Source organism: Streptomyces sp. NPDC049887 (genome assembly GCF_040656535.1).
In the GTDB taxonomy this organism is placed as follows: domain Bacteria; phylum Actinomycetota; class Actinomycetes; order Streptomycetales; family Streptomycetaceae; genus Streptomyces.
In genome coordinates this window covers 38,966-55,904 of the sequence record NZ_JBFAMM010000002.1, presented here as the reverse complement: position 1 = coordinate 55,904, position 16,939 = coordinate 38,966, and the positions used below count along the sequence as shown (strand labels likewise).

General features: G+C 69.4%; 12 protein-coding genes and 1 pseudogene. 9 read left to right on the top strand and 4 right to left on the bottom strand.

The window, feature by feature from the left end:
* Nucleotides 1–3: 3 nt before the first annotated feature.
* Nucleotides 4–1,605, top strand: a complete 1,602-nt coding sequence (locus AB0J10_RS02400) for a glycosyltransferase (protein ID WP_363056942.1) — start codon at nt 4–6, stop codon at nt 1,603–1,605.
* A 299-nt stretch (nt 1,606–1,904) separates the two neighbouring features.
* Here AB0J10_RS02400 and AB0J10_RS02395 read toward each other — a convergent pair whose 3' ends face one another.
* The 3 genes from AB0J10_RS02395 to AB0J10_RS02385 form a co-directional block, all read right to left on the bottom strand.
* Nucleotides 1,905–2,801, bottom strand: coding sequence for an RNA polymerase sigma-70 factor (locus AB0J10_RS02395; RefSeq protein WP_363056940.1), 897 nt, complete (start codon nt 2,799–2,801; stop codon nt 1,905–1,907).
* 92 nt (nt 2,802–2,893) lie between these two features.
* A complete protein-coding gene (locus tag AB0J10_RS02390; RefSeq protein ID WP_363056938.1) occupies nt 2,894–4,099 on the bottom strand; it encodes an FAD-dependent oxidoreductase in 1,206 nt (401 codons plus the stop codon).
* Nucleotides 4,100–4,474: 375 nt separating this feature from the next.
* Complete coding sequence (locus tag AB0J10_RS02385) at nt 4,475–4,696, bottom strand: hypothetical protein (protein WP_363056936.1); 222 nt, start codon at nt 4,694–4,696, stop codon at nt 4,475–4,477.
* A gap of 714 nt (nt 4,697–5,410) precedes the next feature.
* Between AB0J10_RS02385 and AB0J10_RS02380 the strand changes: the two genes are divergently transcribed.
* Complete coding sequence (locus AB0J10_RS02380; protein WP_363056934.1) at nt 5,411–6,748, top strand: ferredoxin reductase family protein; 1,338 nt, start codon at nt 5,411–5,413, stop codon at nt 6,746–6,748.
* 305 nt (nt 6,749–7,053) lie between these two features.
* Here the strand turns inward: AB0J10_RS02380 and AB0J10_RS02375 are convergent, their stop codons facing one another.
* Nucleotides 7,054–7,509: a GNAT family N-acetyltransferase gene (locus tag AB0J10_RS02375; RefSeq protein ID WP_363056932.1), complete on the bottom strand. Its 456-nt coding sequence runs from the start codon at nt 7,507–7,509 to the stop codon at nt 7,054–7,056.
* A gap of 480 nt (nt 7,510–7,989) precedes the next feature.
* On the opposite strand from AB0J10_RS02375, the gene AB0J10_RS02370 reads away from it, so the two are divergent.
* From AB0J10_RS02370 to AB0J10_RS02340, 7 genes and pseudogenes are all read left to right on the top strand, one after another.
* Complete coding sequence (locus AB0J10_RS02370; RefSeq protein WP_363056930.1) at nt 7,990–8,943, top strand: hypothetical protein; 954 nt, start codon at nt 7,990–7,992, stop codon at nt 8,941–8,943.
* Nucleotides 8,940–9,185 (top strand): hypothetical protein, encoded by a 246-nt coding sequence (locus AB0J10_RS02365; protein WP_363056928.1) that lies wholly within the window; start codon nt 8,940–8,942, stop codon nt 9,183–9,185. The genes AB0J10_RS02370 and AB0J10_RS02365 overlap by 4 nt, the downstream gene beginning before the upstream one ends.
* Nucleotides 9,169–9,662, top strand: a pseudogene (locus AB0J10_RS02360) (NUDIX hydrolase). The gene AB0J10_RS02365 and the pseudogene AB0J10_RS02360 overlap by 17 nt, the downstream one beginning before the upstream one ends.
* Before the next feature lie 129 nt (nt 9,663–9,791).
* A complete protein-coding gene (locus AB0J10_RS02355) occupies nt 9,792–11,207 on the top strand; it encodes a hypothetical protein (protein WP_363056926.1) in 1,416 nt (471 codons plus the stop codon).
* A gap of 102 nt (nt 11,208–11,309) precedes the next feature.
* Nucleotides 11,310–12,545, top strand: a complete 1,236-nt coding sequence (locus AB0J10_RS02350) for an AAA family ATPase (RefSeq protein ID WP_363056924.1) — start codon at nt 11,310–11,312, stop codon at nt 12,543–12,545.
* Between the two features lie 137 nt (nt 12,546–12,682).
* Complete coding sequence (locus AB0J10_RS02345) at nt 12,683–13,882, top strand: VWA-like domain-containing protein (protein ID WP_363057563.1); 1,200 nt, start codon at nt 12,683–12,685, stop codon at nt 13,880–13,882.
* A 1,571-nt stretch (nt 13,883–15,453) separates the two neighbouring features.
* On the top strand, nt 15,454–16,689 hold the full coding sequence (locus AB0J10_RS02340; protein ID WP_363057561.1) for a protein-glutamine gamma-glutamyltransferase: 1,236 nt from the start codon (nt 15,454–15,456) through the stop codon (nt 16,687–16,689).
* Nucleotides 16,690–16,939 lie beyond the last annotated feature (250 nt).

The following is a 16,939-nucleotide window of genomic DNA, read 5'->3' as shown; positions in this document are numbered from 1 at the left end:
CCGATGCCGTACGGTGTGGTCTTCCTCGGCCTGCCACCGGACCACGAGCGACTCAAGGACGCGAACCCGGGTCTGCCCATGGGCGGCGCGCAGGTGGCAGAGCACGCGGTGCTGCAGAACCTCCTGCGGTACTCGATCGCCGAGCCGCTCGTCGTCGTGCCCAACCCGACTCTGACCCGGCGTGAGGCGCGTTCCCTGCTGTCCGCGTACGACGGGCACGCACGGGCCCACCTGGCCTTCCCCGAGGAACTGCGCGTACCCGGCGATGCCCCGATGGCGATCCTTCAGGCGACCACCCGACTCGACGAGGGCGCGGTGTTCCGAAGCCGGTGGGGCAGGCCCGAGTGGCCGCTGGTCGGGCTCGCCCACGCGCTCAACGGCGCCGATGCGTTCAACTCGGCGATCCTGCCCGCGCTGAGACCCGACCTCTTCGGTGATTCCGACTCCCTGATCTGCACCAGCAGGCGTGCGGTGGTCTCCTGGCGCAGGCTCCAGGCGAGCGTGTCCGAATCGGTGCCGCGGACTCCCGAGGCACACCGCGGCATCGAGCCGTACCTGATTCCGCTCGGCGTCGACTCCAGGGGGTCGAGACCGACCGATCGTGCCGCGGCGCGGCAGAGTCTCGGCCTTCCCGCCACCGCCACCGTCTTCCTGTGCTTCGGACGCGTCTCGTCGCGGTCGAAGATGGATCCGACCGTCCTCCTGCTCGGCTTTCTCGCGGCCTTCGGCCGTGACCCCTCGACGACGTTGGTCATCGCGGGCGATGCGACGGGCGAGGACACCGGCCGGTTGACAGCCCGGATCCGCGCGCTCGGCCTCGATGGCCGTGTCCGACTCGTCGAGAATCCGTCGAGGCAGGTGAAGGGGCTTCTGCATGCGGCAGCGGACGTCTTCGTCCAACTCGGGGACAACACGCAGGAGACCTTCGGGCTCGGAGTCGTGGAGGCGATGGCCCACGGCCTGCCTGTGATCGCGTCGGACTGGAGCGGCTACCAGGACACCGTCGTGGACGGTGTGACGGGCCGGCTCCTCCCCACGACGTGGAGATCCGACGGGTACCTCGGTGACACGGCGGGTTTCCTTCCGGAGTGGGACCTCGGCTCGGCGTTGGCGGGTGAGGTTTCGGTCGACTTCGGACTCCTGGTCGCGGCGTTCCGCGAGATGGCGGACGACCCGTCGAAACGCAAGGCCATGGGAGCACGGGGAAGCCGGCGCGCGAGTGAGAACCACGCCTGGCCCACGGTCGTGGCCCGGATCGACGGACTGCTCGGCCGTCTGGCCCGTCCGGGCTCGGCCCATCGGACCGGTACGGCACGCTGCTGGCCACCCAGGGCGAACGAGGTGTTCGGACACTACGCAACGTCCTCCTCGGAGCTCTCGGGCGACCTGCGCTGCACGGACGACCCGGTCCTGCTCGACGCCGCGCGGCGGATCGTCCCGGAGGTGCTCGCCGGCACGGGACCGGCGCCCGGCGCCGTTCATCGCGTGGACAGCCTGCTCGACGCGATGGTGAGAGGAGGCATGCGGAGATTCGAGGCCCGCCGGCTGCTGCTGCTCGGGATCAAGTACGGCCTCCTGGCACCTGCACCACCGCCGACCGGATAGGCGGGACGCGGCATGCCGGTCTGCCGCCGGTGTCCCGGCTTCCGTCCCGCATCGTGCTCAGTACGGCCTCGGCGGCCTTCACACGCGACAGGGCTCCGGGACGCGGGTCGCCGACCACAGCGAGCCCGGCACCGCTGTCGTCGGCGCCCGCTCCGGTGGTTCGCCCGGACTCCCCGAGTGGGGCGTCCGGGCGTGCTCGCGGGGAGGTCGGCGTGACCGGCGCTCCGCGCGCCTCCAAGCCGCAGGCGGACAGGTGCCGGTCGTCGAGCTGTTACGCGCACGAGTGGAGGACGAAGGGGTCAGTGAAGGGTGAGCGGGGTTGCTGATGTGACGTGGGACAGTTTCTCGGGGTTGCGGACGTAGTAGAGGCCGGTGATGCGGCCGTCCTCGACACCGATCGCCATGACGCCGTCGATCTTGCCGTCCAGGCGGACGAGGAGCGCCGGGTTGCCGTTGACCACGGTCGGTTCGGTGGTGATCGTGCCGTCGAGCTTGCCCATGCCGCCGGCGAACATACGGGCCACCCGCTCGGCGCCGGTGACCGGCCGCAGCGCGGCATGCTTGATGCCGCCGCCGTCGCTGATCAGGACGACCTGGGGGGCGAGCACCTTCAGGAGGGCCTGTGGGTCCCCGGTTTCGACGGCACGCTGGAACGACTCCAGGACCGCCCGTCCCTCGTTCGAGGAAGCCGTCTGGCGGGGACGCCGGGCATCGACGTGCCGGCGGGCTCGGTGGGCGATCTGGCGGACGGCCGCGGAGCTCTTGCCGACAGCGGCCGCGATCTCGTCGTAGTCGACGTCGAAGACCTCCCGCAGCACGAAGACGGCCCGTTCGGTCGGCGACAACGTCTCCAGGACGAGCATCAACGCCATCGACACGCTCTCGGCGAGCTCGACGTCCTCGGCCACGTCCGGCACGGTGAGCAGCGGCTCGGGCAGCCAGGAGCCGACGTAGGTCTCCCGGTTTCGCTTGATGGTGCGCAGCCGGTTGAGCGCCTGGCGGGTGGTGATCCGGACCAGGAAGGCGCGCTGGTCGCGCACCTGCCCCCGGTCGGCCTTGACCCATTGCAGCCAGGTCTCCTGGAGGACGTCTTCGGCATCGGCGGCCGATCCGAGCATCTCGTAGGCGACGGTGAAGAGCAGATTGCGGTGAGCGAGGAACGCCTCGGTCTCCGGTTCGGTGGCGTCGCCGCGCATCTCTGGTCCCTTCCATCCGTCCTTTGCGGTCGGCCCCGGCGGTGGACCGCCTCCGAGTGGGTCCATGGCAGGATCCTCACAGCACACACCGGTCAGGCCGCCCGGTCGGCGGCCGGTGCCTCGGCACGGTGGTCACGCAGCGCCTGCCGGCGCTTGGCGACACCGCCCCGCATGCGGTGCAGGCCGAACGAACCGGGCTTGCTCGCCTCTTTGGCCAGGTGCTCGGGGATCCTTGTGCAGACCAGTTCCTTGATCCTGGCGCCCAGACCATCACCGATGTGCAGCCACACCGCGACGTCGGACCGGTTGGCGAACTGGTAGATGCCCGCCCTCCGGCCCAGGCTGATGCACTGGGCGTACATCGACTGGTGGAGGTCTTCCGGCTGCTCACCGGCGAGACGGCTGAGCACCGTGTCGGCGGCGCGCGCGCCCAGCGGCGTCGCGTTGAGGCAGCTCATCCGCAGCGGCAGGCCGGACGGTGCCGCCGAGTCCCCGGCCGCGACAATGCGCACGTCGTCCACGCTCGTCAGCGTCTCGTCCGTGACCAGCCGGCCCACAACGTCGGTGCTCAGACCGCTGCGCGCGGCCAGGTCGGGCACGCCGAAGCCGGCGGCCCAGACGGTGACCTCGCTCCGCAGCTCACGGCCATCGGCGAGCCGCACGGCGTCTCGGGTCACCCCCGTCACCTTCGCACCGGAGCCGTCGACGACCGTCACTCCAAGCGCGGCCAGCCGCTTCGCGACCGAGCGCCGACCCCGCATGTGCAGGTACGGCCCGAGGACGCCACCGCAGACCAGCGTCACCCGGCGGCCCTGCTCAGCCAGTTCGGCGGCGGTCTCGATGCCCGTGGGGCCGGCGCCGACCACCGTCACCGGGGCCGTCGCGGGCGTGGCGTCGAGGACCGCACGAAGCCGCCGCGCCTCCTCCAGAGTGGCAAGCGGATGGACGGACTCGACTGCCCCGGGCACGCTCGGTTCGGCGCTGCCGCTGCCCACGGCGTAGATCAGGTAGTCGTAGTCGAGCGTGCCGCCGGCCGCCAGCGACACGCTGCGCTCGGCCGCGTCGATACGGGTCACGGTCTCGACCACCAGCCGGACGCGCTCGGCCAGGACGTTCCGGTAGGCGACGACCGCGTCGTCGGACCCGCCCACCAGCTGGTGCAGGCGGACCCGGTGGACAAGATCCGGGCGCGGGTTGATCAGCGTCACGGTCACGTCGTCCCGTAGCATCAGCCGGTTCGCGGCCATCACGCCCGCGTATCCGCCACCGATCACGACCACATTCGTCTGCCCAGTCATGGTGCCTCCTCGGTTCCAGGTGTTCGGCCATACGTCACCGCCTCATCGGCCGCTGTGACAGACTGTGACTCAGATCACTTCACTGAGGCTCACCGGCTGTGACCGCATTGCGGATCTTCTTGCGGTGGGCGCGGCTCACAGAGGCCTCATGGTCAACGGTGGAGATGGACAGCGGCAGGCGAACGGATTGGACGAGACCGATGTCGCCCCAGCTGGGCTGGAATCGGTCTCCGCACAGAGCGCAACTACCGCTGGTGGCACGCTTGTTGCGACCCTCATCGGCCGTTGCCGGCCGGTCGGTCTGCTGTGGCGTCTCAGGAGGTTGGTTCCACGACGTTGTCGAACGGCTTCCGCTGCAGGTGATCGGACAGCACTTCAGAAGGCACCCTCTCCGGCGCCGTCCGTGTCGCGATTCGGCTCGTGCCAGTCGTCCCAGATCCTTTCGTCGATACGTCTGACCACCGGCCAGCCGAAGAGAGCGACCGCCATACGCACCGTGGCCGGGTCGTACGTTTTCGAGGCCGGCCGCTTCCTCGGGTTCAGCTCCGCGTAGTGCCTACGCGCCAGTTGAAGGGCGAGTTCTCCCCTGGCGGTCACATCGGGGAGCGTTGGGCTGCGGACTCCCGAGTCCGATGCCACAGCCAGCGACACCAAGCCCATCACCAACGCCAACCCCGCCCGGATCCAGGCATGGTCCAGGGCCAGTACGGCCGCAGCTCCCAACGCGGCCGCCCGCCCAGAGTTTCGGGTCGTCGCTTGCCATGTGTTGGAGTCGGCCCAGAGCCACCGGGTCGAGTTGCCGCACGGCATCCGGCTCGACGACGGCCTCGCGCCGATCGTCGGCCTCGAACGCCTCCAGCTGGGCCACCATGGCATCGTTGGCCGCCCTGCCGTCCAATGGCCAGGCCGACAGCGTGATCACCAGGAGGCCCGCGAGGATCAGCCAGTCCGCCACGCTGCCGAGTATCACCCGCCGGGTCAAGCTCACGAAAGGGGGAGCGCGGCGACGCCAGTGGACTGCACTTGCCGGCGGAGCTCCCACCTCGGGCGGATGAGCCGGTCGCGTTGTCCTCGTTGCGTCGCCACGGAACGGGCGCCGCACGACTCGGCGACATGCCCCGTCGCGGGAACCCTGGTCCGCGGGGACGCACCGAGCGCGGCCGGATTCGACGCTTCTGGCGTGAACGGATCCGGCCCGCGGTTCGTATGCTTGTCCGAGCGAGATACATATCCGGGCGAATTGCTGGATCTTCATCGGGTTTGCGCATACGGGTCGCGGGTGGCGCGGCCACGGGGGGATGTGAGACGACCATGGCGGTGGTGAACAACAGAGTGCGGGCGGGCACCGTGCTTCCGGTGGACGCGGCGCGCTGGACGATGCGGACCTTCGCTGTCGTCAATGTGGTGATCGTGGAGGCGCTGTTCCTCAGCGCCGGTTCTGGCAAGAACGAGGTGCTCACGCTCGCCAGGTTCTTCGGACTGCACGCCGCACTGCTGATGATGTTCCAACTGCTGCTGGTGGCCCGGCTGCCCTGGCTGGACCGCCGCATCGGGATGGACCGGCTCACTGTCTGGCACCGCTGGGTCGGGTTCTTGCTGCTGTGGACGGTCCTGACGCATGCCACTCTGGTGGTGCTCGGCTATGCGAGACTCGACGGCGCGTCCACGGGGAAGACGTTCGTCGCACTGAGCGGGGTGCCGGCCTCACTGCTGGGCATGCTCGCCACGGCCGTCATCGTCGTGATAGCCGTGATCTCCACCCGGCCACTGCGGCGGCGACTGCGGTACGAGGTCTGGCACGGTCTGCACCTGCTGCTCTACGTGGCCGCGGGCCTGTCGTTCGTCCACCAGTTGCAGGAGACCACGACGTTCACGTCCTCCGCGTTCGCCACGGCCTACTGGTGGGTGCTGTGGCTGTTCGCCTTCGGTGCTCTGCTGACCGGGCGTGTCGCCGTGCCGCTGTGGCGCAACGTCCACCACCGGTTCCGTGTCGAGGCCGTGGTACCGGAGTCGGACAACGTGGTGTCCGTGTACGTCACCGGACGACACCTCGACAAGCTCCCGGCACGGGCAGGTCAGTTCTGCATCTGGCGGTTCCCCGGGCACAACCACTGGTGGCTGGCCAACCCCTTCTCCCTGTCGGCGGCGCCCAACGGACAGACGCTGCGCCTCACGGCGAAGGCGGCGGGCAGCACCAGCGCCGGCCTGCGGAACGTCCCCGTCGGTAGCCCTGCCTTCGTCGAAGGACCGTACGGGGCGTTCACCTCGTTGCACCGGACCCGGTCCGGCACCCTGCTGATCGCCGGCGGTGTGGGGATCACACCCGTGCGGGCCATGCTGGAGGAGACGACCGGTGACGTCGTCGTGCTGTACCGGGTGCGCAGCGAGGCCGACGCCGTGCTGCTGGACGAGGTGCGCCATCTGGTAGAGCTCCGGGGCGGACGGCTGCACCTGCTCACCGGCAGGACCGGCGAGGACGGTGTTTCGCTGCTCGGTTCGGGCAGCCTGCATCGGCTGGTTCCTGACATCACCGAACGTGATGTGTATGTCTGCGGTCCGCCCGCCATGACCAAGGCCGTTCTCGCCGGACTGCGAGACCTGCGGGTCCCCGCGCGACAGGTGCACGCCGAGAAGTTCGGTCTGGCCTGAACCGAGAAATGGTCCGAGTGCCAGACCTGCGCGCAGACCCGCCACGGGCCGAGAACAATGACCGTCACACACGCGAGCAGCCCTCGGACGAGGAAGGCGTCCAGCCCAAGTCCTCCGGCTGCTCCGGCACGTTGACGGTCCCGGCTCCCACACGTGGAGGAGCGAGCCGCTCCTCCACGAGGTTCCCGGGAGCTGTTGCCGGAGAGGGGTGACGGTCCTGCCCCTTTGACCAGGCTCGACCGTGACGATCGGGACGTTGCCCGGCCCGGGGCCATCGGCAGGGTCTGTGGACGGAGCGAGGTTCCTCAGAGCTTTTTTGTCATGAACGTACTGTGGGGGTCGGGCTGGTAGTTCGCGAACGGCTCGCAGTGGATGAACCCGAACTTCTCGTACAGCTTTCTGGCGGGCAGGAAGAACTCGGCCGTGCCGGTCTCCAGGCTCAGCCGGGTGAACCCCATGTGCTCGGCCTCGGCGATGATGTGCTCCAGCAGCAAGGTCGCGACCCCGCTCCGCTTGCGTGCCGCCGTGGTGCGCATCGACTTCAGTTCGGCGTGGTCCGCGTCCAGCCGCTTGAGCGCTCCGCAACCCACCAGGCTGTCGCCGTCCCGCACCGCCCAGAACGTGACCTCAGGCCCCCGGAGGGCGTCGAGGTCGAGGGCGTGCTTGCTCTCCGGAGGCGAGATGGCCCGCATCTGGCGGACATGCTCGTCGAGGAAATCGGCGATCTCCGGTCCGGAGAGGTCGTCCATCGCGATCTTCATTCCTGCTGGTCCTCCTTCACGGCCACTCGCTGCCGCGGTGCTGCGTCGCGTCACTCGAACGGCGTGTGGGCTGGGGTTGCCTCGGTGCTGGCGGCGAGTCTGCCAGGCGCGCGCAGATCGTCGAGAAGCGGCGCCACCGCCGGACCCGTGCGGACGAGTGGCCGGACGCCTGCCGGCCCCTCAACAGCCCAGTGGTGAAACCGACTTTGGCGAAGGCGGGACAGGCAGGACGGTGACTGTGCAGCCGCTGCGCGGACGGGTCCCGGGCGGTCATGCCGGAAGTCGCTCCGACGGAGGCGGCACGGCTTCGAGGAGAGCGACCCGATGCTTTCGTCTCTGTCAGGGCAGGCCGGGGCCGCTCAGCAAGCCGCCCAGACGGCGGTCGTGCTCCCCGCCGCAAGCCGGGGCCCCGTCACGGGCTTTCTCTGCGCGTCCACCCTCTTCTTCCCTCCTCCTTCCCCTACCTAGGCGTGGTGCTCGGTGCTGGCGTTCCAGCAGCTTCTCTATCTGAAGACGAAGCCACTCGGTTCGGCGATCGACGACTGGGTCGCCATGGTCAAGAAGCTCAGGGAACTCGCCAAGGACGCCGGAGACATGAGCACCTATACGAAGGGGACGGCCTGGAAGGGTGAGAACCCCGGCGTCACCAAGCCCTTCGTCACGAGGACGGCAGCCGAGTTCCAGGACGCGGTGATCCAGGCCGAGAGCATCGCCAATCTGCTCAAGGACGCCTACAGCGAGCTGACGAAGGCCAAGTCCGAACTTGAGAAGATCTACGAGAGCCCGCCTCACGGCTTGAGAATCGCCCCGGACGGCGTCATCACGCACCCTGAGCGGTCCCATGCCGCCCAGGGAGATGTAGACGCACTCGTCAGACGGCTGGAGGCCATACTCCAGCGCGCTGCCGATGCAGATGCGCTCTGCTCGTGGGGCCTGGCAGACCTCACCAAGGACCAGAACGAGTTCAGCACCATGAACTACGGTTCCTTGAAGGACGCCAAGACGGGTATGGAGCAAGAAGCCCGCACAAAGCTGGACACGACGGAGTACGAGCCTCCCAGGAAATGGGGCAGCGGCACCATCAAGCCCGTCGCCGAGTTCCTCAGTTACCGCTCCTGGATGGGTGGGGGCGAGGCACTCCTGCGCGGAGACCTCAATGGCGCGGTGCAGGGCTTCATCGGCGGCACGCCCTCCTTCGCCGCCGGCGAGGCCAGCAAACACCTCGAGAAGGGTTCACTGCTGAGCAACGTGAACGGGAAACACCACCGCCCCACGTTCATCAACGCGGTCGGCAGGTTTGGGGGGAAGATATTCGGCGCGCCGGTGGCCGTGGTGGCCACGGGAGTCGATTTCTACTACACCCCGTCGAAGAAGGAGGCGGGCGACACCTGTGCGGAAGCCCAAGCGGCACCTGGGAAGGTGAGGTACCGATGAAGCACTCCGCGGGCCCGCCGCCGCCCGGTCGCCGCCGCCCAAGCGTGTGGCACTGGCTGAGGCCCCGGACTTCGAGGGCGTTCGTTCTCGGCATCTGCATGGCCGTCGGCGGGCTCACCGGCGGGGTGCGCGCCGCGGTGGACGGAAAGGGGATCTGGACGGCCCTTGGCATTTTCGGCGTGGGGGTTCTCGGGGTTGCTCTCGCCGTGTCGTGGATCGTGACGTATGTGCGGGAGCGCTGAGGACCCGGCTCGGGCCGGAGCCGCTGATGTTGGCCTCCATCGCCGTCCGGTAGCCCGTGCTCGACTTGTTGGTGAGGTACGGCGGTCGCAGCACCGTCCATTCGGTGCGAGGTGTGTGCCGCTGGTTCGCCGGCGGGTCGGCGAGGGGCGGCTCTCATGGGAGTTCTCCGCCGGAGTGGTGGAGCCCGGTGAGTCACGCGCGGTCGCAGCAGTGGGGGAGACGCGCGAGGAAACGGGTCTGGTCGTGGTCGCCGTGGCCCAGTTGGGTGAACGGGTGCATCGGTGGCCCGGTCGGGTGACGTCCTGCACGGCTCATGTCCTGCACGCGTGCGAGGTGGTGGGCGGTAACGCTCATGACCCGGACACGCAGGAGCTGTCCGAGCTCGTACGGGTCGCCCTGGGGCGATCCCGCAGTACGTGCCGTACGGACTTCTCGGGCCGGTGCAGGAGTACCTCGACGCGACTCTGCTTCCCTGATCGTCATGGACGTGGACGATCACGTGTCAAAGGAAAATGACAGAACGCGATCGGTGTGGCTACGATGCTCGCGATGAAGAACTCCTCCTCATTCGGATTGGGGGCATCGTTCGCTCAGGGTGAGTGCTGATGGCACATCACTTCGCGAACGGGATTCCGCCCCGACTGCTGATGTGGCAGCGCGTCCGTGAGTACGCCGTGCCACCGTCCATGATCGAGACCGCCACCGCACGGCGTGCGGTGGGCGACTGGGCGGGGGCCTGTGCCGCTGCCCGGATCGACGTCGATCTCGATCTGCGCGCCGTGGGACGTCGCCACGGCACCGAACTCGTCACCCGCCTCCGTACGGATCTGCGCCGTCTCGCGCCCGATCTGCTGCGCTGGAACATGCCTCGGAGCGCCCCCGACGGGCTGCTCCGTCCCGGCCTCACCGTCTGTCTGGCCCGATACCCGGGCTGCGGTTCCGACGACGGATGTTCCGACGGCGCACCGCTGCAGTTGGTGGTGCGGACGCCGCCGGCCCGGGCGGAAGCCGGGCAGCGGATGTCGCTGGCTTTGTGGGACGCAGCCGGGCACGGCTTCGGGTCCGACGGCCCCGGGCCGCATCCGCATCCTCATCCCGACCGGCGCTTCCGGCTCGATCTGCACCGGCATCTCTGGGACGCCGCACGGAGCGGGGAACTGGCGGGGCGCAGTACCGGTGGTGGCGATTCCCCCTGGGCGGTGCCGCGTTGGGCCCCCGAGGCAGAGCTGCTGCTGCGCGCCGACGGGAAGGACCCACGTGGGGCCTTCTGCGTGCGGCTCGGGGCGCGGAGCAGTGTCGTGTACGAACTCGTCGCGCCCGACGACTGCCATGCGCCGGTATTGCGGGAGGTCCGGACCCCGCGGTACGACGTCGCTGCGCTTCCGATGCTGCCGGAAGCGGCGGCGCGGGTGCTGCCGGATCTGGAACTGTTGGGGGCCGGAGTGGTCCCGGCCGGACGGTTGCATCCGCTTGTCGCCGCGGCGCTGGCGCCGTACGCATCGGTGGCGCCGGTGGCCGGGGCCGGGCCGGATACCGGTGACCCGCACCGGGTGGAGTGCCGGGGCGCGGTGCACCGGATCGCGCTGCGGGACGGGGTGCTGACGGCCGTCGATCACGACCCGGCTCTACTGCGGCGCGAGGAACTGCTGGTGGCGCTCGGCGGTCCGCCGCTGCCCTGTCTGCGGGCGATGGACGCCGTGCACCGCAGCCCCGAGGCGCTGCCCGCGGTACGGGAACGGCTGGGCCACGGTGATGTCGCCGGGGCGCTGGCCGTGGTCGAAGGGTTGCTCGGGCCTGGTGCCGTGCTGCGCGACGGGCCGCTCCGGGAGGCGCTGGAGTCGGCCGTGGCCCGGCGTATCGACCACGGGCTGTTCCGCTCGGGGCTGGACACCTCGCACCCTGCCGCCGGTGCGGCCAGGACGCCGCAGGGGGACCACTTGCGCCCGGGCCTCCGTGCGTTGTCCGCCCTTCGTTTCAAGCGCGGCCCGCGGACCCGGCCTCGTAACGCCCTCTTCGGCTGACTTCGCCGAGCCCGTTCTCCGCGCCGACTTCGCCGCCTCGCCGAAGTCGCGCTGTCTCCTTGTCCCTTGCCGCGCGTCCTGCGCCATTCGCGACCTCAGGTGATGCTTATGACCTCACGTCTCTCCCTCGCCGACGATCTCCTCTCCCTCCTCCGCGTGACCACCACGGAACCCCGTCCCGACGAGCAACTCGAAGCGCTCACCCTGGCCGTGTCCGCCGACCTGCCCGTACTGCTCTGGGGCGAGCCCGGCATCGGCAAGACCGCCGCGCTGAACCAGCTCGCCGACTCCCTCTGCCTGCCTCTGACAACCGTGATCGCCAGCGTCCACGAGCCGTCCGACTTCTCCGGGCTGCCGATCATCGGCGACGAGCCGGAGGTGCGGGGGGTGCCGATGGCGCCGCCGCAGTGGGCCGTTGAGCTGGTTCGGGCCGGGCAGGGGCTGCTGTTCCTGGACGAGCTGTCCACCGCGACCCCGGCGGTTCAGGCCGCGCTGTTGCGGGTGGTGCTTGAACGGAGGGTCGGTGCGGTGCAACTTCCGCCCGGGGTACGGATCGTGGCCGCGGCCAATCCGCGTGCCTCGGCGGCGGACGGATGGGAGCTGAGCCCGCCGCTGGCCAACCGGTTCGTACATCTCTACTGGGTACACGACCGGGACGTGGTGGTGCGCGGGCTTGGCGGGGTGTGGCCCCGGGCGGAGCTGCCACGGCTGGCACCGGAGCTGCTGCCGGAGGCGGTGGATCTGGCCCGGCGCGCGGTCTGCGGATTCCTGGAGGCCCGGCCCACGTTGATCCACCGGCTGCCGAACAGCGAGACACGGCGCGGCGGTGCCTGGCCGTCACCGCGAAGCTGGGAGGCGGCGTTGACACTGCTTGCCTTCGGCACTGCGGCCTCGGTGTCCCGGGAGGTGCTGGCACTGCTGGTACGTGGCGCGGTCGGAGACGGGCCCGGGCTGGAGCTCCTCGCCCATCTGGACCGGATGGACCTCCCGGACCCGGAGTCGCTGCTGGCCGATCCGGCCGCCGCCGACCTGCCGGTACGGGGCGATCTCCGTCAGGCGGCGCTGGAGGCGGTGGTGGCAGCAGTCGGGGCGCGCCCGGAACGCCAACGCTGGGAGGCGGGCTGGGCGGTGCTTGTCCGGGCGCTGGAGACCGGCGCCCCGGATCTGCTGGTTGCTCCGGCCACGGTGCTGGCCTCCCTGCGGCACGACGACTGGGAGGTGCCGCAGGCTGTGGAGCGGCTGGCGGGGGTGATCGGTCTCGCCGCGCGAGCGGACCGGTCGGTGGAGAAGACCGTGCCGCGGACGCCGGCGGGGCTCGCGGCGGGGGCGCGCCGATGACGGGGGCCATGACGAAACGCCCAGTGCCGCGTCCGATGGCGCGGCCGGCGCCGCCGCGCCAGGTGCGGGCCGCGGTGGCGCCGGCACCGGCCGCCGCGCCGAGCGAGCCGACCGGCAGGGCCGTGCTCAAGCTGGACATGGAGAAGCTGCTGGCCGCCCGGCTGCACGCGGTGAAGGTGCGTCCCTACCTGGCCGCCGCACTGTTCGCGTTGCATGTGGTGGAGGACCGGTCGGTGCCGACGATGGCGGTGGACGCCTACTGGCGCTGCTACGTCTCGCCGGCCTTCGTGGCCCTGATGCCGGTGGAGGAGCTGGCGGGTGTCTGGGTGCACGAGGTGTCCCATCTGCTTCGGGACCACCACGGGCGTGGTGAGCGCTATGCGCGGGAGCACGAGGCATACGGGCCTGGTGAGAGGCTGCGTCGGAACATCGCCGCGGACTTCGAGATCAACGACGACATCTACGGCGAGGGACTGCCGAGGCCCACCGGGGCGGTGCTGCCGTCGCTGCTGGGGCTGAACAACGGGCTGCTGATGGAGGAGTACCTGCAAACGGCTTCACTGTCCGGGCCCGCCGCCGAGCTGGCCTGGCTGGACTGCGGCGGCGGTGCCGACGGGCAGGCGCGGCCCTGGGAGCTGGGGCCTGACGGGGCACACGGACTGTCCAGGCAACAGCGGGACGCGGTCCGCTTCCGGGTCTCGGAGGGGATCCGGGGCGAACCGGGCAGCGCTCCGGAGGGCTGGCGCCGGTGGGCGGACGAGGCGTTCCATCCGCCGCAGCCATGGCGGCAGTTGCTGGGAGCGGCGGTCCGCTCGGCAGTGGGCGCGCAGGGAGCCGGCGGGAACCACAGTTACCGCCGCCCGTCCCGGCGCTCCGCCTCCCTACCCGGGGTGCTGCTGCCGAGCCTGCGCCCGGAGCCACCCCGGGTGTGCGTGGTGATCGACACCTCCGGGTCGGTGAGCGACGCCGAACTGGGCAGCGCGCTGCTGGAAGTGGCGGCGATCTCGCGGGCGGTGGGCGGGCGTCGCGACCTGGTGTCGGTGATCTCGTGTGACGCGGCGGCCAGGATCGCCGTACCCCTCTGCCGCGCCGAGCGGATCGAACTGATCGGCGGCGGCGGCACGGACCTGCGCTCCGGCTTCGAGCGCGCGCTGCGCTCACGCCCGGACGTGGTCGTCGCCCTGACGGACGGCCAGACGCCCTGGCCCTCGGCACAGCCGTCCTGCCGCACGGTGGTCGGGCTCTTCCCCCGACCCATGCGGGCCGCGGACGAGAGCAATCCCGGATACGTCCCGGACGCTCCGCCGTCCTGGGCGCGGGTCGTCACCATCGGCTGAGCGGGGGCGGGCGCGGCTACCGTGAGTCCGGGTTCCCGGCCCGGTCCAGCAGCTCCCGCATCTCCTCTAGCGGCAGCGGCAGCGGCAGCGGCAGCGGCAGGCGCGCAGGACGTCGGGATGGTTTCGCGCGTTCCAGATCCGGTGCAGGGTGCCTGCCGCTCCTCAGGGTCCATCTTCCGGTCGACCACGGCGCGTTCCTCCTCCGTCAGCACGGGGCGGGCGGAGAACGCGAGGCGCAGGGCAGGGTCGTCGTGGTCGGCCGGCCCTGCTGCGAAGGTCGACGGGGAGGCTGGGGTTGGGGGCGAGCGAACGCAGCCGGTCGCCGTTGGCGAGCAGACCTTCGGCTACGCCGCGGGTGAGCCGCGTTCGGCCACGTCGCTCACGTCGTCGAGCATGTCCACGAGCTGGGCCGTGCGGGCCCCGTCGTTGGCAGGCGGTGCGAGGACCTGGCCGGGGACGGGTTGGCGAGCAACCGTCTCATGGCGGACGTAGTGGCTCTAATGGTCCGGCAGGCGTTTGCGTTGCACCGATGCAACAGGCATCTCGGAGGCATCGATACTCGCTTTGATGACCGGAGGGGGCTATACCAGCCGTTTCGCAAGAGGGGCAGGGTTGGTGACAGGGCTGCCGGCGGAGGTGTGGCGAGCGAGGGCCCGCGGTAGGGAATGGCGGAGATCCAGCGGTTCCGGGAAGCGAGTGGGGTTCGTGCGGCTCCGAACTGGGGTGTGGTGAGCGCGGCTTCCGAATCTGGGTCACCACCTCCCCACGGAGCTCTTCGTCCCGGTCGGCAGCGCCGTCATCGAACAATCTCCGGGATTCCCCACGTCGCTGCCGTGAGCCTTGCCGCGGACCACTTGCCGATGGTGAGGAAAATGCTGCCACTCCGTATCCGGAGCTGGGCGGGCCCGAAGCGGTGACCGAATACTGCCCTGTGTGGCGGCGTGGCCGAATGTGAAGCCACTGTGTTGTGGGGGGAGTTGGCATCGGGACATGATCGGTTCTCGTACAACCTGACGATTCATGCGGGAGTCGAGATGTGATGCACCAACCCCTCCACTGGGGGGACTGGACAGCCTGCGGGCCGGCTTCCGTTTCGTGTGTTCCCGGAGGCCGCTGTGCAGGGGCCGGTCCCTGGACCGTTGGACACCTCCGTGCTCCGGGACACCGTGCACGAGCATGTTCACCCCGGGCGGGTGCGGGTGCGCCTGACGGCGTCGGTTCCACGGGCTACGCGCCTCGTGTCGGGGCCTGCTACTGCAGCTCAGGCCACCCGATCCCGGTCGGTCCCGGTCTCGGGGACACGAGGTAGCGGGCCGGTGGTTCTGCCTGATCGGGCCGGCTGGGCGGGCCCTGTTCGGGGTGGCCTCCGGTCGGCTGAGGCGACGTGGCCATCTGTCCGGCGACTCACTACCACCACCGTCTCGCGCACCCTCCACGTCCCACTTCTGTCGGTGGCCTACCGCTTCCGGTACAGCGACACAGGGGAAGCGCTGTCCGTCTCCCCATTGCGTTGTCCCTCTCGCATGCCATCGCTTTCATGACGTTTCACTGCAAAGGAGTTCGTGATTTTCATGCACAAACGCTCGAGATTTCTCGCCTTGACCGTTGTGGGCGCAGTGGTGTGCACCGTTGGTTTCATGCCGTCGGTCAGCCAGGCCGCCGGCACGGTCGAGGGGGAGAAGAGGGGCTCCCTTGCCGAGGAGCACGGCCTGACGGCAGATGATGTCAGGCGCATCAACGCACTGAACGAGAAGGCTCTGACTCTGGGTCGGCTCGGCAAGCCCTCAGGGGAATCCTTCAGGGCCTCCTCGGCGGCAAGCGGCAGGGTGACGCCTCCCGCCGAGCCGCTCGACCGCATGCCCGACGCGTACCGGCCCTACGGGGGCCGGGCGACTACGGACGTCAGCAACTACATACGCAAGTGGCAGCAGGTATACAGCCACCGCGATGGCCAGGCACGGCAGATGACCGAAGAGCAGCGAGAACAGCTGTCCTACGGTTGCGTGGGCGTCACCTGGGTCAACTCAGGCCCCTACCCGACGAACAAGCTGGCGTTCGCCTCCTTCGATGAGAACAAGTACCAGAATGCTCTGGAGAACACCACTCCCCGGCCGGGCGAGACGCGGGCCGAGCTCGAAGGGCGCATCGCCAAGGAGAGCTTCGACGAGGGAAAGGGATTCAAGCGGGCTCGTGATGTGGCATCCATCATGAACAAGGCTCTGGAGAACGCACACGACGAGGGGACCTATCTCAATAACCTCAAGGCAGAGCTCACAAGAAACAACGACGCTCTGCGTAACGAAGACGCCCGCTCGAACTTCTACTCGGCTCTGAGGAACACCCCGTCCTTCAGGAACAGGGATGGGGGCAACTACGACCCGTCCCGGATGAAGGCGGTCATCTACTCCAAGCACTTCTGGAGCGGACAGGACCCGCGGAGCTCCTCCAGCAAGAGGAAGTACGGCGACCCGGAGGCCTTCCGCCCCAACCAGAGCACAGGCTTGGTCGACATGTCGAAGGACAGGAATACCTCGCGCAGCCCGGGCAGCCCCGGAGAAAGCTATGTCAACTTCGACTACGGATGGTTCGGTGACCAGGAGGAAGAAGATCACAACCAGACCGTGTGGACCCACGCCAACCACTATCACTCGCCCAACGGTGGCATGGGCCCGATGAAGGTGTACGAGAGCAAGTTCCGGAACTGGTCCGCCGGATATGCAGACTTCGACCGCGGGACCTATATGATTGCGTTCATACCCAAGAGTTGGAACACGGCGCCCGCCAAGGTGACGCAGGGCTGGTCGTAACACCTGCCCTGAGTTTCTGTACGGTGAGCAAGGCAACTCCCATGCTGGAAGCGACAGTTGATTCCTGAGATGACGAGTTGCACGGGGCCGGTGATCTCAGCGCGGTCGTGGGCCTGGAACGGCAGATAGGCCAAGCGCCCCTCGGGCACGGGGCGCCGGTTGCGGCGCATCTCGCGGCTGACGGTGGAGGGCCGTGTTCCGCCCAGTAGGCGGCTTCGCGGTTCTCGCCGGCACTCGTGGGGGTGGTCGC